14 protein-coding genes and 1 pseudogene are annotated in these 20883 nt (G+C 60.8%); 9 read left to right on the top strand and 6 right to left on the bottom strand.

Going from position 1 to position 20883, the window contains the following annotated elements:
* The first annotated feature begins 158 nt into the window (after nt 1–158).
* The 5 genes from GNZ13_RS04085 to GNZ13_RS04065 all read left to right on the top strand — a co-directional run bounded on the left by GNZ13_RS04085 (nt 159) and on the right by GNZ13_RS04065 (nt 9433).
* Nucleotides 159–1091, top strand: coding sequence for a hypothetical protein (locus GNZ13_RS04085; RefSeq protein ID WP_172160739.1), 933 nt, complete (start codon nt 159–161; stop codon nt 1089–1091).
* Between the two features lie 1326 nt (nt 1092–2417).
* The gene (locus tag GNZ13_RS04080) at nt 2418–3314 is read left to right on the top strand and encodes an NmrA family NAD(P)-binding protein (RefSeq protein WP_172160738.1); all 897 of its coding nucleotides are present in this window, start codon (nt 2418–2420) and stop codon (nt 3312–3314) included.
* Nucleotides 3315–3422: 108 nt separating this feature from the next.
* A complete protein-coding gene (locus GNZ13_RS04075; RefSeq protein WP_172160736.1) occupies nt 3423–4616 on the top strand; it encodes an efflux RND transporter periplasmic adaptor subunit in 1194 nt (397 codons plus the stop codon).
* 12 nt (nt 4617–4628) lie between these two features.
* Nucleotides 4629–7790 carry an efflux RND transporter permease subunit gene (locus GNZ13_RS04070; protein WP_172160734.1) on the top strand — a complete coding sequence of 1054 codons (3162 nt, stop codon included), beginning with the start codon at nt 4629–4631 and terminating at the stop codon, nt 7788–7790.
* Nucleotides 7791–7942: 152 nt separating this feature from the next.
* Nucleotides 7943–9433 (top strand): efflux transporter outer membrane subunit, encoded by a 1491-nt coding sequence (locus GNZ13_RS04065; RefSeq protein ID WP_172160793.1) that lies wholly within the window; start codon nt 7943–7945, stop codon nt 9431–9433.
* A 562-nt stretch (nt 9434–9995) separates the two neighbouring features.
* Here the strand turns inward: GNZ13_RS04065 and GNZ13_RS04060 are convergent.
* Complete coding sequence (locus GNZ13_RS04060) at nt 9996–11015, bottom strand: zinc-dependent alcohol dehydrogenase family protein (protein WP_172160732.1); 1020 nt, start codon at nt 11013–11015, stop codon at nt 9996–9998.
* 185 nt (nt 11016–11200) lie between these two features.
* Nucleotides 11201–12417 (bottom strand): annotated as a pseudogene (locus GNZ13_RS04055) (DHA2 family efflux MFS transporter permease subunit).
* 229 nt (nt 12418–12646) lie between these two features.
* On the opposite strand from GNZ13_RS04055, the gene GNZ13_RS04050 reads away from it, so the two are divergent.
* Entirely contained in the window at nt 12647–13777 is a 1131-nt protein-coding gene (locus tag GNZ13_RS04050) for an AraC family transcriptional regulator (protein WP_216674704.1), read from the top strand.
* Here the strand turns inward: GNZ13_RS04050 and GNZ13_RS54135 are convergent.
* Nucleotides 13666–14280 (bottom strand): NADPH-dependent FMN reductase, encoded by a 615-nt coding sequence (locus tag GNZ13_RS54135; RefSeq protein ID WP_172160730.1) that lies wholly within the window; start codon nt 14278–14280, stop codon nt 13666–13668. The genes GNZ13_RS04050 and GNZ13_RS54135 overlap by 112 nt on opposite strands.
* Before the next feature lie 515 nt (nt 14281–14795).
* Between GNZ13_RS54135 and GNZ13_RS04040 the strand changes: the two genes are divergently transcribed.
* From GNZ13_RS04040 to GNZ13_RS04030, 3 genes are all read left to right on the top strand, one after another.
* Complete coding sequence (locus GNZ13_RS04040; RefSeq protein WP_172160728.1) at nt 14796–14999, top strand: DUF2964 family protein; 204 nt, start codon at nt 14796–14798, stop codon at nt 14997–14999.
* A 747-nt stretch (nt 15000–15746) separates the two neighbouring features.
* Nucleotides 15747–16148: a transposase gene (locus GNZ13_RS04035; protein ID WP_172160726.1), complete on the top strand. Its 402-nt coding sequence runs from the start codon at nt 15747–15749 to the stop codon at nt 16146–16148.
* Nucleotides 16149–16309: 161 nt separating this feature from the next.
* Nucleotides 16310–16618, top strand: a complete 309-nt coding sequence (locus GNZ13_RS04030) for a hypothetical protein (protein ID WP_172160724.1) — start codon at nt 16310–16312, stop codon at nt 16616–16618.
* Between the two features lie 474 nt (nt 16619–17092).
* On the opposite strand, the gene GNZ13_RS04025 is transcribed toward GNZ13_RS04030, so the two are convergent.
* The 3 genes from GNZ13_RS04025 to GNZ13_RS04015 form a co-directional block, all read right to left on the bottom strand.
* The gene (locus GNZ13_RS04025) at nt 17093–17983 is read right to left on the bottom strand and encodes an AraC family transcriptional regulator (protein WP_172160789.1); all 891 of its coding nucleotides are present in this window, start codon (nt 17981–17983) and stop codon (nt 17093–17095) included.
* A 936-nt stretch (nt 17984–18919) separates the two neighbouring features.
* The gene (locus GNZ13_RS04020) at nt 18920–19753 is read right to left on the bottom strand and encodes an AraC family transcriptional regulator (protein ID WP_172160722.1); all 834 of its coding nucleotides are present in this window, start codon (nt 19751–19753) and stop codon (nt 18920–18922) included.
* A 123-nt stretch (nt 19754–19876) separates the two neighbouring features.
* Nucleotides 19877–20883, bottom strand: a 1007-nt coding sequence (locus GNZ13_RS04015; protein WP_172160720.1) for an MFS transporter, incomplete at its 5' end; no start/stop codon positions are given.

The raw sequence follows: 20883 nt of genomic DNA, 5'->3' as shown, positions 1-20883 counted from the left end.
ATCGAGTTTTATCAGTCTATTCCGACCGATTGCAAGACAGCGGCGATTACGGATGTACAAACCACGCCACCGCCTGCAAGAATGCGAGGGCTACCAGCGCGCCACGATCCGATCCACGCACGGCGCCCCGCAACCTGAGCCAAAGTAGGAGGACGTCCATGGGCAGGCTTGCCAGATCCCCAGCAGGCAACCAGAGAGCGCGACAGTGGCTGATGGCCGCGATGCTGGCGGTGTTCTGCTGCCTGTGCCAGAGCGCCTTCGCGCAAGCGGCCGACAATGCGGCGAGCCTGCGCGACAAATACCAGAGTCTGACGCAGCAGCTCGCGCACAATCAGTTCCAGCGACTGCTATACCTCGAGTCGCAGGAGTTGCCCTCGGCACTCAAGGGCGATATTTACGGCGTGGTCAACTATCCGTTCGCAACCGTCAACGGCACGCTCAACGACCCGACTCAGGGCCCGGCCAACTGGTGCGACGTGCTGATCCTCCACCTGAACACCAAGTACTGCCATGCATCGACGAGCGCAAGTGGTATGGTCCTCGCGGTGAACATCGGCAAGAAAACCGAGGAATCGCTTTCCTCGTCCTACCGCGTGCAATTCAACTATCGCCTGGCAGCGAGCAGCCCGGATTATCTTCGGGTGGAGCTCTCCGCCGCCACGGGTCCGCTGAGCACGAAAGACTACCGTATCGTGCTGGAGGCGATACCCGTGGCCGATAGCCGCACCTTTATCCATCTGACCTACGCCTACGGTTACGGCACGGCGGGACGGCTTGCGATGAAAACCTATCTGGCGACGATCGGCAGCGACAAGGTTGGCTTTTCCTCCACGTCCGATCCGTCGACGGGCGAGACGCAATACATCGGCGGCGTGCGCGGTCTGGTGGAACGCAATACCATGCGTTATTACCTCGCCATCGATGCCTATCTGGGTGCGCTTTCCAGCCCGCCCAACGCCCGCCTCGACAAACGCCTAACTGACTGGTTCGATGCGACCGAGCAGTATCAGCGGCAATTGCACGAGGTCAGCCGCGCCGACTACATGCAAATGAAGCACGACGAGTATCAACGTCAGCAGACCGCCCAGTAGGCCGCGCAGCAGGCGGGCGTCACTGGGTACGATCGGCCGACCTACAGCGTGGTTGACATTGCAAGCAGATTCAACCGCCCTTCCCACCGCGCCCGGGGAGCACTTGATGCCGGGCCTTTCCCGGATGGCTGCGACCTCTCGCTTGCAACGGCTCGCACCCCGGTTATCCTGATTTCGTCGACTGAGCTCGCTTCTATCGGTCTGTGGGCGTCGCGCTACTAGAGCTTGAAAATTTTTAAGGCAATGGCAAGGAAGCACCCGCCCAAAAGGCGTCAAGGTACCGCTCCTGTACATCAAATCCTAATCCTGATGATCCGCATTATCCGGGGGGCTATATCGAGCGCTTATCGCCGACGCTTCGGTACAGGGGTGAACCGAAAGCACAGAAAGCAAAAGGATTAGGTATGCTGAGTACGCCGATCACTTTTCATAAGGTTTAGCGGTGAAACTACCCCTGAGATTTCGCCTTCCAACGTGTCGTGTATGAAGTCGACCCAAAGGAAGGAAAGAAGAAGTGTCCACGGTACCGAAACAGTTTCGCCGCAGGCTCGCACCTGGCGAGTTGCACCACTTCGACCATGGTAGTCAAGGTGCGAGTCATGGGCTCCAGCGCAAGCTCACAATCTATGGCATACGCCGCTCGATGAGCAGTAGGGGAAATTGCTAGGGTAATTCGCCGACTGAACCCTTCCTTAACAGCCTGAAGAGCGAGCGGGAGCATGGCACGAGGTATCGCCTGCATCGGGACGCTGCTGCGGATTTTTTTGAATCCATCGAGGCGTTTTATAGCGGCAATAGTTGTCATTCGTCGCTCGGCTTCGTATCGCTGACTCTGTTCCTGCGGGACCGGCTCAACGCTCAGCAAGCGAAGGAGACGGCTGGCTAACTTGGGGCTTTGGGAAGGCGAAAATACAGATGAAACCTCACTCTTTCCATGTTAGCTGCAGAGCGCCCCCTGTGCCTGCGTATGCAGGATTAGGCACAACTCTCGGGGAATCGATGTAACCGATGTGTCGGCAATCGTGGCATCGTTCTCATGCAGTTTGCACAGGTTTCACTGCATCCCGCTGCCGCGTTTTCCGAGCGCGTCAGTTCCATTTTCCACACCACTGCTCACACGAATAGTTAATGAAGCGAACTTTCACTTCGCCAGCTTCGCCCGAACCGTCAGCCGGGCACCCACCGCTGACCGCTATTAGGTCGCTGTCGCCCATTACTTTTGAGCGACGGGGACAGTACGCTTGATGCATGACGAGCGTACGTACCCCACCTTCGCTGAAATGGCTCATCACTCGCGGAGCAAAAAACTGTAGGAGAGGGATTCAAATGAGTAATTCAAACAATCTGCTTGTATTGGGCGCGACGGGGCAAGTAGGAACGCTCGTCGCTAAGAATTTAAGAAGTAGCGGTGCGCAATTTTCGGCGGGGACGCGAAGAAAAGCACATCTGGACGCGCTCGCAGACCAATTTGGCGCATCCCGCTATATCGATCTCGATGATCCACGAACTTTCGATGAGGCATTGAAAGATGTCACAGGGATTTTTCTTATAAATGGATATACGGTCGACATGCTTGTGCAGAGCAAAACATTGATTGATGCGGCCAGGCGAAACGGAGTGAGTCATATTGTGCATCTGGGCGTATTTACACGAGAGCACGACGCATACGCGACGGTTTTTGCCTGGCATCAGTTGATCGAAGCGTATCTTCGCGATAGTGGCGTTGCGTGGACGAATTTGCATCCCAATATGTTTATGCAGAATTTGCTAGCGGGGTGGCGGGTCGAAGGTGGTCGGTGCCGCGTATACACTTCCAAACCCATTGGGTTTACAGCCTTGGAAGATGTTGCGGAAGCGGCGGCAGCCATTCTTATGGAGGGTCCGGAAAAACACCATGAAAAGGACTACTGGTTTTCAGCAGATGTACTTGATCCGCAGCAGGTGGCTGGAACGCTAACCGCGGCTACTGGTTATCAGTTCACAGCAGAGGTTCGTAATCACGAGCTTTTTCTGAAGGAAATGGTGATACCAGCGGCTTCAACGTACGAATCGGCCTATGCAAAGGGAGGGTTCGAATTTTTCCGGGACGTTGAGAACGGAAGAATGGCCTACATCGGAAGCGTTGCAGACGATACGAAAAGAATTCTAGGTCGCGCACCGTTGATGCTGCTGGATTGGGCAAAGCTTCACGCCGATGAGTTGTTGGAAATTGTGGGTAGTTAATTTTGTAATTTCCATTTCGATTTGAGTTCGGCTGTGCGTCGTGTAAAGAGCGGTCCACTTGATGGGCTAAAGCGCGTTGAACTTTTCTCCGTTTTCAAGTGGAAGGAGATGCTTGTGCCTTACTCCGAGCGTTATTGCGCGCTGTTGCGCGCGGGATTTTCTTTGCTTGCCACCGCAGCGTTGACCGCTGGTCTCCCGGCGTGCAGCAAGGGCAGTGCGCAGTCGGCGGCGCCGCCCCCGGCCGAGGTTAGCGCGGCTCAGGTCGTGGTCAAGCCCGTGCGCCAGTGGGACGAGTTCACCGGCCGCATCGCCGCCATCGACGCGGTCGAGGTGCGCGCGCGGGTCAGCGGCTACATCGACCGTATCGCATTCAAGGAAGGCGATGAGATCAAGTCCGGCGATCTGCTGTTCGTGATCGACCCACGCCCGTACAAGGCCGCCTATGACAGCGCGGCGGCGCAGCTCGAACGTGCGCGCGCGGCGGCTCAATTGGCGCGTGCGCAGGATCAGCGCGCGCAGACGCTGATCGCGGCCAACGCGATTTCGCGCGAGGACGTCGACACGCGCCACGCCGGTCTCGCTCAGGCCGACGCCGACGTGCGCGCGGCCGAGGCGGCGCTGGCCACGACGAAGCTCAATCTTGGCTTTACCGAGGTGCGCTCGCCGATCGCCGGGCGCGTCAGTCGCGCCATGCTGACCGACGGCAATCTGGCCCAGGCTGACCAGAGCGTGCTGACCAGCGTCGTCTCGCAGAATCCGGTCTATGTGTACTTCCAACCGGACGAGCAGACCTACCTGCGCTACGCGGCACTCGCGCGTAAAGGCCAGCGACCAGACTTGGCTAATCCGGTGCGCATCGGCCTCGCCAACGAAACGGGCTTTCCGTATTCCGGCACGGTCAACTTCGTCAACAACCAGGTCGACTCGGCCACCGGCACGATCAATCTGCGCGCGGTGGTGCCGAATCCAGACCGCGCGTTGACCCCGGGTCTGTACGCGCGTGTGCAGCTCGAGGGCAGCGCCGAGTTCAGGGCGATGCTGATCGACGACAAGGCGATCATGACCGACCAGGACCGTAAGTATGTCTATGTGGTGGGCCCGAAGCACGAGGCTCTGCGCAAGGACGTCACGCTTGGCGGGTTCGCCGATGGTCTACGTATCGTGCAGTCCGGGCTCGCGCCGGATGATAGGGTCATTGTCGCCGGCCTGCAGAAGATTTTCTTTCCGGGCGCACCAGTGAACGCCAGCACGGTGGTCATGGGCGCGCCGGCGGTAGCTCCAGCTTCGATCGCAGCGAAGTAAGGAAAGCGCGACATGAATATCTCCAAATTCTTTATCGACCGCCCAATCTTCGCGGCGGTGCTTTCGATCGTAATCTTCGTCGGCGGCTTGATCGCGATCCCACTGCTGCCGATCAGCGAGTACCCCGAGGTAGTGCCGCCGACCGTGGTTGTGACCGCAACCTATCCCGGCGCCAATCCCAAGGTGATTGCCGAAACTGTTTCGGTGCCGCTGGAGGAGCAGATCAACGGTGCCGACCACATGATGTACATGAAATCGGTGGCCGGTTCAGACGGTGTTTTGCAGATGACGGTCACGTTTGAGCCAGGTACCGATCCCAGTCAGGCCCAGGTCGACGTCCAGAACCGCGTGGCCCAGGCGCTGTCGCGTCTTCCTTCGGAAGTGGTCGCGCTCGGCGTGACCACGCAGAAGCAGTCGCCGACCTTCGCCGTCATGGTCACGCCGTACTCTCCGGACGGCCGCTACGATGCGCTTTACCTGCGCAACTACGCCAACATCAAGATCAAGGACGAACTCGCGCGCCTGCCCGGCGTCGGCCAGATACGCATGTTCGGCGGCGGGGACTACGCGATGCGCGTCTGGATCGATCCGAGCAAGGTCGCCTCCCGAGGCATGACCGCGGGCGACGTGGTCCGCGCGATACAGGATCAGAACATCCAGGTGTCGGCGGGTCAGCTTGGCGCTGAACCCATTAAAGGCGGTAGTGATTTTATGATCGCCATCAATGCGCAGGGCCGTTTGCAATCGCCCGAGGAGTTCGGCAACGTTGTGCTTAAGACAGGCGCCAACGGCGAGGTCGTCCGCCTCGCCGACGTAGCGCGCATCGAACTTGGCTCTAGCGACTACACCCTGCGTGGCGCGGTTGATGGCAGGTATACCACGGCCATCGGCGTGTTTCAGGCGCCGGGAGCCAACATGTTGACCGTACGCGATGCAGTGATCGCGAAGATGGACGAGTTGTCCAAGCAGTTCCCGCCCGGCATGACCTACCATTCGTACTACGACAGCACCATTTTCGTGCGCGATTCGATCAAAGCCGTGGCGCACACGCTGGGCGAGGCGATTCTATTAGTCGTGCTGGTGGTAATTCTGTTCCTCCAGACCTGGCGCGCCTCGATCATTCCGCTGATCGCGGTGCCGGTGTCGGTAGTCGGCACCTTCGCTGTGCTGTATGTGCTCGGTTTCTCGATCAACACACTTACCTTGTTCGGCCTCGTGCTGGCGATCGGTATCGTCGTCGACGACGCGATCGTCGTGGTCGAGAACGTCGAACGAAATATCGAGGAAGGGCGCACGCCGCTGGAAGCGGCGCATCAAGCTATGAGGGAGGTTTCCGGACCAATCGTGGCCATTGCGCTGGTGCTTTGCGCGGTGTTCGTGCCGATGGCCTTCCTGACCGGCGTCACTGGTACCTTCTACAAGCAGTTCGCGGTGACCATCGCGATCTCGACAGTGATCTCGGCGATTAACTCGTTGACCTTGTCGCCGGCGCTTGCGGCCAAGCTCCTACACGCGCACGACTCGCCCAAGGACGCGGTTTCTCGCGGAATTGAGCGCGCGTTCGGCTGGGTGTTTGGCCCGTTCAACCGCTTCTTCAAGGTGAGTTCGGACAAGTACCAGGGTTCGGTATCGCGCATCCTCAAGCGCCGTGGCGCGGCGTTCGCGGTCTACGCGGTGCTACTCGTGGGCACGGGCCTTATGTTCAACAACGTACCGCGCGGCTTTATCCCGACCCAGGACAAGCTCTACCTGATCGCTGGCGTGAAACTGCCGGATGGCGCTTCGATCAGTCGCTCCGACGCGGTCGTGAAGCGAATGGACAAAATGGCCCTGGAGACAGAAGGCGTTGACCACACGGTTTCGTTCGCTGGCCTCAACCCAACCCAGTTCACCAACACGCCCAACTACGCCATAGCGTTCGTGATTCTGAAGAAGTTCGACGAGCGTCACGTTAGCGCCAAGCAGATCGCTGATGCGATCCAGGCCAAGCTCAGCACGATCAAGGAAGGCATGGCGTTTGTCATGATGCCGCCGCCGATCCTAGGGCTCGGCAACGGCGCCGGCTATTCGCTGTTCGTCGAAGATCGTGCTGGAAGAGGTTACGGCGAGTTGCAGCAAGGCGTGGGCGCGCTGCAAGGCGCGCTCATGAAGCAGCCGGGTATGGGCCTCCCGTTTTCGGGCTACCAGTCCAACGTGCCGCAGCTCGACGTGAATGTGGACCGCCTCAAGGCCAAGACACAAGGCGTGGCGCTAAGCGACCTGTTCGAGACCTTGCAGGTCTATCTCGGTTCCAGCTATGTCAACGATTTCAATCTGTTTGGCCGCACCTGGCGTGTGTATGCGCAGGCCGGGGGCGACTACCGTAAAAAGGTCGAAGACATTGGCAACCTGAAAACACGCAACGCTCAGGGCGAGATGGTGCCGATCGGCTCGATGGTGAACATCAAGCAGAGCTACGGACCCGATCCGGTGATCCGCTACAACGGTCATCCGGCCGCTGATTTCGTCGGCGAGGCTAACCCGGCTCTGCTCTCATCCGCACAGGCGATGGACAAGATCACCGAGATTGCCGGAAAGGTGTTACCGAACGGCATGAGCTTCGAATGGACCGACCTGAGTTTCCAGGAAGCCACTCAGGGCAAGGCCTCGTTACTCGTGTTTCCGGTCGCGATCCTGCTGGCTTTCCTCGTACTCGCCGCGCTGTACGAGAGTTGGGTGCTGCCGCTCGCGGTGATCCTGATCGTGCCGATGTGCATGCTCTCGGCGCTGGCCGGTGTCAAGCTATTCGGCGGCGACAACAACACCTTCGTGCAGGTCGGCCTGGTGGTGCTGATGGGCCTGGCGTGCAAGAACGCGATCCTGATCGTGGAATTCGCGCGAGAGCTGGAATTCCAGGGCAAGGGCATCGTCGAAGCCGCGCTCGAAGCCTGCCGCCTGCGCCTTCGCCCGATCGTGATGACCTCGGTGGCCTTCATCGCCGGCACCGTTCCGCTGGTGCTCTCGCATGGCGCGGGCGCCGAGGTGCGCTCGGCCACCGGCGTCACCGTGTTCGCCGGGATGATCGGCGTGACCCTGTTCGGCCTGTTCCTCACGCCGGTGTTCTACGTCGGCCTGCGCAAGCTGTCCGGCCGCAAGCTGGTCCAGCATGGTGAGGGCAGCATGGCGCATGGTTGAAGCCCGGCAAGCACGGCGTCGCTACCGCGTCGGTCTGGATGGGCATTGACGACACCGGGCGCAACGCAGTCTCGATGCGCATCCGGAAAAAGCCGAGCAGATCGCGCAGTTCCGCGCGGCCGATAAACGATTTCCCTGGAGAAGCAAACGCCATGCGCAGGTTAACTCCGTCCCTGCTGATCGCCGCCAGCCTGACCTTGGCCGGCTGCGCGGTCGGCCCCGATTACCATCGCTCCGACCTGCCTGTGCCCGCGCGGTTCGCGCGCAAGGAAGCCGTGTCCGCGTCGAGCGCCGCCGGCATCGCTGCGCCGGTCCCCGCCGACATGCAGTTCTGGCAGGCGTTCGGCGATCCGCAGTTGACTCAACTCGTCGAACAGGCGCTGGCCGCGAACCACGATCTGCGCAGTGCGCTGGCGAACTACGATCGCGCCGACGCGCTGTTGCGCGAGGCCAGGTTCGACTACGTGCCGACCATTACCGCCAGCGCGCAGGGCGGGCATCAGAAGCTGAGCGAGTTGCAGGCCGTGCCCGGTACGCCGCGCTCGTTCCGCAGCTACGAGATCGAGGCCAACGCGAGCTGGGAGCTCGATCTGTGGGGCCGCGTGCGTCGCGAAGTGGAGTCGGCGCGCGCCGACACCGCGGCCAGCCGCGCCGATCTCGCCGCCTTGCAGGTGTCGATCGCCGGCGAGACCGCGAGCACCTACGTGCAACTGCGCGGCCTGCAGGAGCGCTTGCGCGTGGCGCGCGAGAACGCCAACAACCAGCGCGAAACATTGAACCTCGTCGAAGCGCGATACAAAGCCGGCAGCGACACCGACTACGAGCTTGCGCTCGCGCGATCCCAGTTCGAGACCACCTCCTCGCGCGCGCCCGCGCTCGAGGCACAGGTGGCGGTGGCCGAGCATCGCCTCGCCGTGCTGACCGGCCGCCCGCCCGAGGCGCTGATCGCCGAACTCGATGCGCCCAGGCCGCTGCCGGCCCTGCCCGCGGACATCGATCCCGGCACGCCGGCCGACCTGATCCGTCGCCGTCCCGACATCGCCGCGGCGGAAGAACGATTGCACTCGGCGACAGCGCAGATCGGGGTCGCCACGGCCGACCTGTTCCCGAGGTTTTCCTTAAGCGGGCTGATCGGCACGCAGGCGTTCACACCCGGCGCGCTGTTTCACGGCGGTACCGGCATGAATTCGGCCTTCCTCGGCGTCGACTGGTCCTTTCTCGACATCGGCCGCGTGCGCGCGCGCATCGCCGCGAGCCGCGCCGATGCGGCCGGCCTGCTCGCGCAGTACCAGCAGACCGTGCTGCTCGCGCTGGAGGACACCGAGAACGCGCTGATCCGTGACGCGCGCACACGCAGCGAGGACGCGCAGCTCGAGCGCGCCGCGCGAGACAGCGCGGAGGCGGCGCGGCTGGCCCGCGTGCGCTACCAGGCCGGGATCATAGGCCTGTTCGAAACTCTCGACACCGAACGCCAAATGCTCTCCGCCCAGGATGCCGCGGCCGATAGCCGCACGCGCAGCGTCACGGCCGCGGTCGCGCTCTATCAGGCGCTGGCCGGCGGCTGGCCGCAGAAACTGCCGGAAGCGGAAAAGCTGTCCTCGACCGAGGACGTGGGCATGCCGGTCGCCGAGACGATGCGCTGATCGCAGCGCGCAAGCCGCTCCTCGAGGATGCGTCGGTCGGTGAAGGTCTGCCTCGATGCGCTAGCCAGCAAGGAGGTCACGTGAGGCTCTTCTACACAACACACGATTTCGTTTACAAGGGTCGGCACTACCCAGGCGTTCCGTGTCTGTGCGACGAGCAGATGGAACTCGTCAAGCCGGCCAGCGACTGCCTCTTTTGGGTGGTTCTCGAGAACGCAAGAACACGAAGCCCATCATCGTGGAAGAGCTCTGCTGAGGCAATTTACGATGCGCAGGCCTGTCTGAAGCATCAGCTTAGAAGAGGTCCCGCAATTTACCAGAGGCCTCGTCGAGGAGGCGCCTGCTGCCATCACAGATCGCCTGTGGCGAGAACAACACGGGCGTCGGCCGATGCACCTCACCATTGAACGGACGGTATGCGCCAAAAGACGGCCCGAGCGGGAATGATGGGGTATCCGTATTTGCTGGTTGAGGCCCGGCGTTTTATGGTGCACCGCAAAGCCGGGCGCGCTAACCGTGCATCGCTCGGTGGACGCACAGTCGACTGGCTACGGCGTACGAGCTAATCGGGCAAAGCGATGACAATCTTTCCCACATGTTCACTCGAGCCAAGCGCTTCCATCGCCGCTCTGCTGTCCGCGAATGCAAACTCTTGACTGATAACGGGTTTCACCCGGGCGTTAGCGACGGCGCGAAGCAATTCCTCCAGCAGCGCTCGATCACCCACACGAACCGGTCTGAGCGTGGCTCCGCTTGCTGTGATCTGCGCCGCCTCGAGAGCGGGACCGGCAGTCGAAAGTTGCCCTACCAGTACGACTCCCCCGCCGCGACGAACGGCCGTCAGCGAATGATATAGCGCGCCTGCGCCGACCACATCGACCACCCGGTCGACGCCCAACCCGTCCGTCAATTCTTGCTTGACGTGACGTCCCCACGCTTCAATGTCCGAGTAATTGACGATTCGATCTGCGCCCAGCTGCCTGAGTCGTGCGCCTTTATGTTCGCTCGACGTGGTGCTAATGACCGTAGCGCCGAGGACCTTGGCCAGTTGAATGGCAAATACTGAGACACCTCCGCTGCCGAGCGTCAGCACCGTATCGCCTGCTCTAATCGGGGAAGGCCCCGAGAGCGCGTTCCATGCGGTCACCGCCGCACACGGCAGCGTACATCCCTCCTGGTACGACAGCCCGGATGGCAGCGGCACGATGGCCTCCTGAGACACCGCCTTGTATTCCATCAGCCACCCGTCGGCCCCGTTGCCATACGTGTCGTTGCTGACGGTGGCTGGCGGACGACCGCCGAACCAGCGAGGATGATACGTGCTGATCACCCGATCCCCGGCTCGGAAGGCGCTGACACCTTCGCCGACGGCAATCACATCTCCCGCCGCGTCGCTACACGGCACGCGACCTTCGGCAACTGGTCCCGGATATCCGCCCTCGGCGATCAGAAGATCGCGTCGGTTAAGCGAGACCGCGCGGATCTTGACGAGTACCTCGCCACGCTGCGGAACTGGTTGGTGCTCGTCATGTAGCGTCAAATCGTGCAGACCGGCGAGCTTGTCGAAACGGAATGCTTTCATCGTGAATCTCCTTGCTCGGACGCGCGGTCAGTGAGCGTCGGTAGCGGTATGTGAAGCGGATCTGTTGAGTGAACCAGGGGCTGACGGCCGAGCGGCGATGCGAAAAATGAGTATGCGAGCGACGTGGTCCATGTTGCGGTTGTGCCAGCTATGGCGGACACCTCTGAGTACAGCCGATTCCATTATTAATGTGCTGCCGACGCGGCGCCGGAACCCCCTCCCGTGACAGGACGTGTTACCCATACGAGCGGAATGATGAGGATGAAAATGAACGTCGAAATGTAAAAGAAATCGTCAAGCCCCATGACGGCGGCCTGATTGGTCACGGCTACGTCAAACAGCGCCAGTGCAGAATCTAAATTGATGTGCAGCCTCTGCTGCATGGACTCAATGGCATTGTTGAATACAGGGTTGGCGACGCTTGCCTGTTCGGTAAGGCGGCTGTGATGGAGGATCGTCCGGTTGTTCCACACAGTACCGGAAATCGAAGTCCCGACGGCACCACAGAAAATGCGAATGAAATTCGACAAGCCTGCTGCGGCAGGAATACGTTCGGGAGGAAGGCCGGACAGGATGATGGAAACGAGCGGGACGAACCACAGCACGGTCGGAATACCCTGCAGGAGGGTCGGCAACACGAGGTGTAGCGTGTCCACGTTGCTCACGTACTGCGTCCACATCAAAAAGACACCCGCAAATCCGATGAAGGCGCGGTGGCCACCGTGCGCGGGTCGATCCATGCCACTAGCAGAAGCAGTCCCACCCCGTCCATAGGAAGTATTTTCGTCGGCGTTTCCCGGCGCCGATAGATGATCCACGTCACAGCCGAGGCAGCGATCCCCACCGGGATATTGACGTAGAAGATCCATGACCAGCTGTAGTTGTCCGTGATCCATCCTCCCAGGATAGGTCCGGCGATCGGCCCCACCGTTGCAGTCATCGCCCACAGGGCCAGTGCCAGGCCAGCCTTGGCCTTGGGATATGAGCTCAGCAAAACGGATTGGGACAGTGGAATCAATGGGCCAGCGACCACGCCCTGCAGGACTCTCGCCCCGAGCAGGAACGGCAGGCTGGGGGCGATCCCGCAAAGCCACGAGGCCAGTACAAACATCAGGATGGATCCGACGAGAAGGCGGACCTGCCCGAAGCGCTGCGTGAACCAGCCGGTCAGCGGCATCGAGACTGCATTGGCTGCGGCGAAGATCGTAATGACCCACGTGCCTTCATCGACGGATACCCCAAGGTTGCCGGAGATCGTCGGTATCGCGACGTTGGCGATCGATACATCGAGCGCGGACATGAACGTGGCCAGTGCAACAACGATGGTTGCGATCACCAGCTTGCTTCCTGTCAGCGGTGGAAACCCGGTTGTCGGCCCGGGCGAAGCAGATTCTTGCGTCATCGACTATAACGTGCGTAAGGCGTGACGTGGAAAATGAAACTGAAGCGCTCGGAAAGCGCGGCAGCGGGATGCAGCGAAACCTGTGAGAATCGACCGCGTGAAAACGATGCCACGGATACCGATGCATCGGTTACATCAATCCCCCGAGAGTTGTGCCTGATCCTGCAAACAGACACCCAAATGGTTCTATCTGCCGTTACCATGGGGTGGAACAACTTCCGGATCGGCATTGTTGCCCACCATGAGTATCCAAACCCTCAGGGAAATTGCCCGGCTGGTCGCCCGTCATGCGAAGGACGAAGGTCGGAACGCCACGCCTGTCGACAGCCTGGTGATAGCGCGGTACACATCCTGTTCACCCGCGATCCATTGCCCGCAATCGCCGATGTTCGGGATGGTGGTACAGGGCAGAATGAGCATCGAACTTGGTGGGACGATCCAGAATTTCGGGTGGGGTGACTATCTGTTTGTGTCGTTCGATGTTCCGGTGGCATTCCGGGTTATAGAGGCTAGCGAGGAACAGCCCTGTCTTGGACTAGGTATGTCGATTTCCCCGGAGCGTCTACATGAAGTGCTCGCCAGGGTGGACATTCCCCCAGATCCCACGGCAACCGAAGGAGCATGCAGTGTCATTGTCGCAAGCGCGAGCTTCGACTTGCTGGATGCGACGCTTCGCCTGTTACGCCTGCTGGATACCCCTGGCGACATCCGGCCGATGGCGCCCCTTATCGAGCAGGAGATCATTTACCGGCTTTTATCCGGGCCGCATGGCGGACGCCTGCTGCAACTGGCCGTGGCCGGCAGTCCAGCCAACGGGATAGCCAAGGCGATCGCCTGGTTGCGCAGGCATTACGTGCAACCACTGCGCATCCCGGAACTTGCCGACCAGGTCGGGATGAGCGAGTCCTCATTGCACCACCACTTCAAGGCAATCACCGGCCTCACGCCGATGCAGTACCAGAAGCAACTCCGACTGCACGAAGCACGTCGGCTAATAGAGATCGAGCGTCGGAACATCGGTAGCGCCGGCTATGCGGTGGGCTATCAAAGCCGCTCGCAGTTCGGTCGTGAATATAGCCGGCTATACGGGGTATCGCCGCAGCAGCACATGACCAGCAGCAGTTCGACACAACGGAGGAGTTGTGCCCTCGTTGATCCCGAAAACTTCCGGGCAGCCCGGCAGGCTCCAGCATGGCTCTCTGGTAGCCTGGAGCGAGAAAGCCACGATCTGAACGTCGCCGTGGGGCCTCAGCCCGAGACAGCGTCGCACTGCGAATCCGCGACAAGTTGCATCGTAAGATGTTCTAGCGCCGCTACCGTACGGCCATCTCGCAGTTCGCCGGCTTCGTCGAACGCTTGACATGCGTGCCGTACCAGGACTGTGGAAAGGAACGCCACCTTCAGGTCTATCTCGATCGATACACGCATTTTAAGTGCGGCGACGTCGACGCCAAACCCGTCAGCCGAAACGGCGGCCAATGCGTATACCGGTCGGAGTCGCTCTGGCGACTGTCGTCGTTCGGCCTCTATCGCGCCGAGCCACGCGATGGCGTTGACCAGTAACTTCGGCAAGTAGCCGTGGCGAGCTGTCGTCACCAATAGGACACCGTTTTGTCTGAGCGCCAGTTTATGCAGAGATCGGGCCTCCAGGGGGACGTCGTCAGGGACGTCGATACGGTCAGGATAGAGCGGCAATGGGTATTCAGTCAGGTTCAATACCGTTAGCACGGCATTCTCTGCTGCTAGTCGCTTAGTGGCAAGTGCGGTCAGGCGACCGTCGCACGATTCCCTGGTCGCCGATGTCGAGGCTATCAGGATTTTTGGTCGATACTTCGATGCACTGCCGAAAATACTTGTCGTCATCTCTCGCTCCCGTTCACGTTGAGGTCGCGATCAGTACGCTTAACCGAAGCGTCGCACAGCCCATTGGACTTTGCGCTGTGGTGGCTTGCTCTCTTCGACCGAACCTCGTTGCCGGCGATCGCACATTCAACGGTTTTGTGAGAAGCAACCGTTTACGAAAGATGGCACAGTGCTCGCGTATCGGTTACCGCAATCGCGCGAGAGTTGTGCCTGATCCTGCAAAAGAAACATCAGCGGATCGATCTGCGGCTACGATGGAAGGACTGGGACAACATCCGGCTCGGTCCCGTTGCTCAGGCAGCACCAGAGAGCTAACGATGTCACCCCGCAGAGCTCCAAACGATCGCTACCTGCGACGAACGTTATCCCCGCGCCTTCGGCCACCCCCCGGGCCGAAGTGCCTTGGCGCCACCACTGCAGGTGGTGGCGCACTTTTTCACGTGCGGCGGCGTTCGATAAGCGTTGGAGACCCGCGGCAAATGGCGCGTAGTCGACGCGCCGTTCGGGAGAGCGTCATGGTGCGAGCTGAATGGAGAATCGCGCTAGCAGCGCTTGCGACTTTCGCTGCGCTGGCGGGCGTGGCGATCTGCATCCAAGGGCTGTTGTTCGACCTGACGCGGGTCATCTGGTTGGGCATTGGGATCATCGCCGCAGCGGTCGTTGCGCTCGTCGTGATGCTGAACCTGTGGCCGAATGACGATTGGCATGACGATTGGTAGTTCGAAGTGCGTGATGGCGGACATCGATCCGGGCATCGACGGTCGCAGGCCCAACTCGCAGGCGGTGCAATACACGTCTCCTACTATGTCTTCATGCTGCATGAAGAAGCTCACACGCATTGCATGTACGCCGGAAAAGAAAAGGTGTCTGTTGACCTCGAAAAGGACGAAGGCGAGCGCGTCGATTGCTATGGGACACAAACGCTTGACCAATTGACTTCGCAGTCCTCGTCACACAGCGCGACAAGCGTTATCCCGAGCAAACCAATTACGACAATGATTGCCGTCACAACCGCAAGTCTCAGAAGCGTTCGGATCGCAGCATCGATTCGTCCTCCTCCACTTTGCTGCGAGCCCCTTGCACGAGCTTTTCTCATCCAATCCACCGTTCGTCTATTCAAAGGGGCGACCAGCCGGGCAATTTCCCTGAAGATAGGGGTACTCATGGTGGTCAACGAAGCCGATTTGGGAGTTGTGCCAGTCCTCACAATGGTAGCTGCAGATGGATCGGCATGTGCATCCGTTTGCAGGATCAGGCACAACTTTCGGCGAATTGATGTAACCGATGCGTCGCCATCCGTGGCATCGTCTTCTTACGGCCTGATTAGGCTGTAGCGGGTATCTGGGCTTGATCGAAGAGGGTGTTCGAGGTCGCGGTGGACTATCGTCAAGGCAACCCGAAGCACTGTGGACGAGAAGAGCGCGCTGCGGGTCGGCACACCGGAGTTAGCTTTGTTGAGGTGAAGTATGATGCTGGCCGACGATTTGGGAGACAGCGAGTGGGAACTGGTCGAAGCGTTGTTCCGTGCGAAGCCCGCGCGGAGCGAGCGGCGCGGCCGGCCGCGCGCGGAAACGCGTGCAGTTCTCAATGCGGTGCTATGGGTGCTCTCGACCGGCGAAGGCTGGTCCAGGCTGCCGGGCCGCTACCCGTCGCCGCCTACATGCAGGCGCCGCTTTGACGAGTGGCAGGCGGATGGCACGCTCGCCGAAATAATCAGGCGTCTCAACTCGAGCGGCCGCGAAATTTCGCCGCGCGGCAGCATCGGCGCCACCGCCGCCAAACCGCCGGCACAGCCTGGCAGCGATCGCCTGCGCGGCGCCTTCTGGACCAACCCGGCGTCCTGGCGGGCGCCGGTCAGGATGGCGTAACGCACGACGAACTCTCCGATGAGGATGGCTTCATCCGACACGAAGACAGTCTGCGAAGGGCGGTCAGGACGGAAACGGGATGACGATGAACCGGAGCGGCGTTTTCATGCGAAACACAACGGTTTTGCCTCCTGGCCAGAAAGCGTAGAAATTAGCCTGATATGCCTGTCGACCTTGAACAGCTAAGAAAGCTGGCGGAAGCCATGAAGGGTGAGGCGGCTGATACCCTTCGGCAAGCGGCCAGCGAGATTGGACTCCTTCGCAGGCACCTATTTGAGGCGCATGCCAGTAATGCGGACAGCGAACGGCTCGACTGGCTAAGTGAGCAGGCTCATGAAGAGTATTGTGATCCGGTGCGTCGCACCTACTTTGCGCTGCCCCGCATCGTGACGAAGAAAAATGATGTAAGCGCTACGACATTGAGAGAGGCTATCGACCTCGTTCGCATGCCTCACCATCACGACGTGTAGGAAGATCTTCAACCCGCTGCATCTGTGCGGGCTACAATCGGCTCACCGACCGGACCGCCCTTGGTTCCTTCCGAATTCCACGCCGCGGGCTCATCCGACGGGAACGTCGTGCTGACTGTGCTTTTCCTCGAGCGCGTTTTCGAGCTTTGACTTGACGGGCGGCTCGACGTCGTCTGTCATGAGTGGTTCATGAGCCGCTACACCCGTGCTTACCGAGAGGCTGGGATGTCGGATATCGAAAGCTTCGTTTGTTGCGCACCGCATTTAGTGCACGGAATGGCAAGAGGTGGCTGCGACCGCCCGGTCTGACGAGCGCGTGTCTGACGATAGCTGACGCACGATATCCGCGCGTTCGGAACAAAAAAATGCCGACCGCTGTGCGATCGGCAAAAGGCTCCAGCTTGTTAGGAGGGCCGTGCTCGAACCTGAAAGAGTTCCCGCGGACATGTTGGGATCGGTGAGAGCTACCTCCGTTCATGCATGAGTGCTGCCATTCATGTGCTGCTGTGGCGATACCCCGTATAGCCGGCTGTATTCGCGACTGAACTGCGAGCGGCTCTGATAACCGACTGCATAGCCGGCGCTGCCGATGTTCCGACGCTCGATCTGTATTAGCCGACGTGCCTCGTAAAGTCGGAGTTGCTTCTGGTACTGCATCGGCGTAAGGCGGGTGATTGCCTTGAAATGATGATGCAATGAGGACTCGCTCATCCCGACATGGTCGGCAAGGTCCGTGATCCGCAGCGGTTGCTCGTAGTGCTTGCGCAGCCAGGCGATCGCCTTGGCTACGCCGTTGGCTGGACTGTCAGCGACGGCCAGTTGCAGCAGGCGTCCGCCATGCGGCCCGGATAAAAGCCGGTAAATGATCTCCTGCTCGATAAGGGGCGCCATCGGCCGGATGTCGCCAGGAGCATCCAGCAGGCGTAACAGGCGAAGCGTCGCATCCAGCAAGTCGAGGCTCGCACGGGCGACAATGACACTGCATGCACCTTCGGTTGCCGTGGGGGGGGGCGGCAAGTCCACCCGCGCGAGCACTTCGTGTAGACGCTCCGGGGAAATCGCCATACCTAGTCCAAGACACGGCTGTTCTGCGCTAGCCTCTATAACCTGAAATGCCACGGGAACATCGAACGACACAAACAGGTAGTCGCCGACACCGTAATGTTGAACCTGTCCACCGAGTTCGATGCTCATTCTGCCCTGTACCACCATCGCGAACGTCGGGGATTGCGCACAATGGATCAACAACGAACGGGAAGTATGCCGCCCTACTAACAGGCTATCGACAGCCGTGACGTTGGCACCTTCGTCTTTTGCATGACGGGCGACCAGCTGGGAAATTTCCTTGAAGGCATGGAATCTCATGGTGGGCAACGAAACCGATCCGGGATGTGTACCAGTCCTCCCATGGTAGCCCCAGATAGATTCGCCTGTGTGTCCGTTTGCAGGATTAGGCACAACTCTCGGGGGATTGATGCAACCGATGCGTCGGTATCCGTGGCATCGTTCGCATGCCGCCGATTCTCAAAGGTTTCACTGCATGTCACTGCCGGGCTTCCCGAGTGCGCTTCGCTTTGATGTCAAGGACATAGCCCGCTTGCCCGACCACGATGGCGGGGTGCCCGTACGCGGAGAAGCACCTTGAAACCCTGAGCGAGCTCGTTCGCGGCGAGGACGTGCAAGTGCGGCATTGACAGTCGCGGCGGCCCGCTTGACAGCGGAAGTCGTCACAAGGGCCGACGCCCGCCCGGAATGCGTAGGCAGACCTATTGTCCGTGAGTGATCGTACCGTGCGACTGCTCGACGTTTGATACCGGCCGTTGAACCTCTGACGGCTCGACCGGCAGAAACGGGTCGAAAGTACACATTCGCTGAAGTTGGAATCGGACGTTCGGTGCCGCGGCATGGCGAACGTCCGGTCGGCGGCAGTTAGCGCACAGGCCATCGCCGTGCGGCGAGCCTGCTTGCAGAGGCATCGCAGAGAGGGAGAGGACCTGTCGCCACCGCAAACGCCCCACAGCGCAAAAGCCCCGCATCGGAAAGTGCTGCGGCGTCTAAAGCCGACGCTGCGCAGCAACCGGTTGTCGCGCAAAACTAGGCGATCGAGAAAGGGCGGCGAGTGGTAGGGCGGTACGCCCGAATCGTTGGGACGCCAGCAACGACTCGCCGCTCAGGCCTCTCGTGAGGCCGCCAGGGCATTCCGTGAGCAAGCGCGGCGGCAGGGCGGCGCGTCAGCCCCAACACGGAGACCATTGCGCCGACGATCGGGCCGGCGGCCGGGCGAGCCGGCCACCCCTCCAATCAAGCCTTCAACGGCAGCCAGATCTCGAGCCCACCCATGCCGCTGACCGGATCGAACTTCTCGTCATAGCGCTCGAAGTTCGGCGCATCGGCGGGAATATGTCCCGATGCCGGCAGCCACTGATTCCAGATCGTGTTCCAGGTGCGCCGCACGGTCGAGATATGCTCGCGGTGGCTGAACACCGCGTAGCGCTGCGGGGAAATGCGCAAGCGGCTGAGTTCGGTAGGCAATGCCGAGAAGTCGCTGACTTCGACGCCGCACATATAGTCCATATTGCCGGCGTCGTCGGCGTTGTAGCTGACGCCATACGCCACGTTGCCGACCTGGCCCGGCACTTTGCCGAAGTAGTCGCCAAAGCGCTGCCACTGCGAAGGAATCGCGGCGCAGGTTGCGCTTGTGCAGCGCTCGCTTAGGCCCGCGACGAGAAACGGTTTGCCGTCTTCGAAACGCGGCGGTTCGAGATGCGTGAGAAGGGTTTCGTCCATTTTGATCGGCTCCACGATGGCAATGTTGTCGAGGTGACCACGCGCGCGCAGCGCTTCGGGTGTGAGTCCGAATTGCTCGCGAAACGCGCGCGTGAATGCTTCGTGAGAACCGTAACCGGCGTCGATGGCGACCGCCAGGATGTCGGGGGCGCCGTCGGCGAGGCGCCGTGCCGCTTCGCTCAAGCGGCGCGCGCGAACATAGCGCATCACCGAAAGCCCAGTGGCCGCTTCGAAAGCACGCGCCAGGTGAAAGCGCGACACACATCCGCAGTTGGCGATGTCGTCGAGCGTCAGCTCGCGGGCAAAATGGCTTTCGATAAACCAGAGTGCTTTTCCGACGGGGTTCATATCGGCTCTCATGTATGCATGAAGCCAGCATAGCCAGGCGCGATCCGGCGCATTTGATCGCGCTTGCGGTTTTGCAGTTGGGCTTGATTGACCGCGATCGGCCTGGTTTCAGGTGGGAGCCGGTCAGTAGTTTTCTGTTGCCGCATTACCTGCGCCATGCGGCTGCGCTGCCGTGGATTCGCCGTGACCGTGCGCATCCGCGTGAGCGCCGCCTGGCTGCCCCGGACGCAACAACAAACCGCCCAGCACACCCGCCGCCGCCGCGAAGATCGCACCGAACAGAAACGCCACGTGATAGCCGCTATTGAGCGCCGCCGTGGCGCTTTCAGAAGCTTGCATCGCGTCGCTGCGCGCGGCAGCGAGACTTGCGAGCACCGCGAGACCGAGTGCGCCACCCATCATGAACGACGTATTGACGATACCGGACGCGAGGCCCGAATCGCTCGGATCGACGTCGCTCATGGCAGCCAGCAGCACGGGATTGAACGCGATGCCCGCGCCGAAACCAAGCAGCATCATGCCGGGCAGCACGTCGAGCACGAAGCTGCCGTTGACCGGAGCGCGTGCGAACAGCGCGAGGCCACACGCCGCGACGAGCAGCCCGACGGCAAGCGGAATGCGCAGACCGAAGCGCATCACCACGCGCGCCGACAGGCCCAACGAAAAGAACGCCATGATCAGGTTGGCCGGCAAAAACGCGAGCCCGACCTGCAAGGGCCGGTATCCGAGCACCCGCTGCAGATACAACGCGGAGATAAAGAACCACGCGAACATCGCCGCCGCCCACAGTACGCCGACCACGTTGGCGGTCGCGACATTGCGCAAACGGAACAGACCGAGCGGCATCAACGGATGCTGCACGCGCGCTTCGATAACGAGAAACACGGCCAACAGAGCGAGCGCGGCGAACAGCAGGCCCAAGGTTTGCGCCGAGGTCCAGCCGGCTTCATTGCCGTTCACGACTGCGTACACGGCGAGCATCAGCGAAGCCGTCACCGTCACTGCGCCGGCCACGTCGAGCCGTTCGCCATGAGCATGGCCGCGTGCCGACGGCAGGAGCGCGACGCACAGCGCGTAGACGGCGATGCCAATCGGCAGGTTGACGAGAAAGATCCAGTGCCAGCTCAGCA

Origin of the sequence: Paraburkholderia elongata, assembly GCF_013177735.1 — a bacterium.
Taxonomy (GTDB): Bacteria; Pseudomonadota; Gammaproteobacteria; order Burkholderiales; family Burkholderiaceae; genus Paraburkholderia; species Paraburkholderia elongata.
Note: the sequence above shows the minus strand (reverse complement) of the source record. Positions and strands in the feature narration are given on the sequence as shown.

Excerpts from the sequence above, each read along its gene's own strand:
- GNZ13_RS04085 (WP_172160739.1), top strand. The coding sequence starts at position 159 with ATGGGCAGGCTTGCCAGATCCCCAGCAGGCAACCAGAGAGCGCGACAG.
- GNZ13_RS04080 (WP_172160738.1), top strand. The coding sequence starts at position 2,418 with ATGAGTAATTCAAACAATCTGCTTGTATTGGGCGCGACGGGGCAAGTA.
- GNZ13_RS04075 (WP_172160736.1), top strand. The coding sequence starts at position 3,423 with ATGCTTGTGCCTTACTCCGAGCGTTATTGCGCGCTGTTGCGCGCGGGA.
- GNZ13_RS04070 (WP_172160734.1), top strand. The coding sequence starts at position 4,629 with ATGAATATCTCCAAATTCTTTATCGACCGCCCAATCTTCGCGGCGGTG.
- GNZ13_RS04065 (WP_172160793.1), top strand. The coding sequence starts at position 7,943 with ATGCGCAGGTTAACTCCGTCCCTGCTGATCGCCGCCAGCCTGACCTTG.
- GNZ13_RS04060 (WP_172160732.1), bottom strand. The coding sequence starts at position 11,015 with ATGAAAGCATTCCGTTTCGACAAGCTCGCCGGTCTGCACGATTTGACG.
- GNZ13_RS54135 (WP_172160730.1), bottom strand. The coding sequence starts at position 14,280 with ATGACGACAAGTATTTTCGGCAGTGCATCGAAGTATCGACCAAAAATC.
- GNZ13_RS04040 (WP_172160728.1), top strand. The coding sequence starts at position 14,796 with ATGGTGCGAGCTGAATGGAGAATCGCGCTAGCAGCGCTTGCGACTTTC.
- GNZ13_RS04035 (WP_172160726.1), top strand. The coding sequence starts at position 15,747 with ATGATGCTGGCCGACGATTTGGGAGACAGCGAGTGGGAACTGGTCGAA.
- GNZ13_RS04030 (WP_172160724.1), top strand. The coding sequence starts at position 16,310 with ATGCCTGTCGACCTTGAACAGCTAAGAAAGCTGGCGGAAGCCATGAAG.
- GNZ13_RS04025 (WP_172160789.1), bottom strand. The coding sequence starts at position 17,983 with ATGAGATTCCATGCCTTCAAGGAAATTTCCCAGCTGGTCGCCCGTCAT.
- GNZ13_RS04020 (WP_172160722.1), bottom strand. The coding sequence starts at position 19,753 with ATGAACCCCGTCGGAAAAGCACTCTGGTTTATCGAAAGCCATTTTGCC.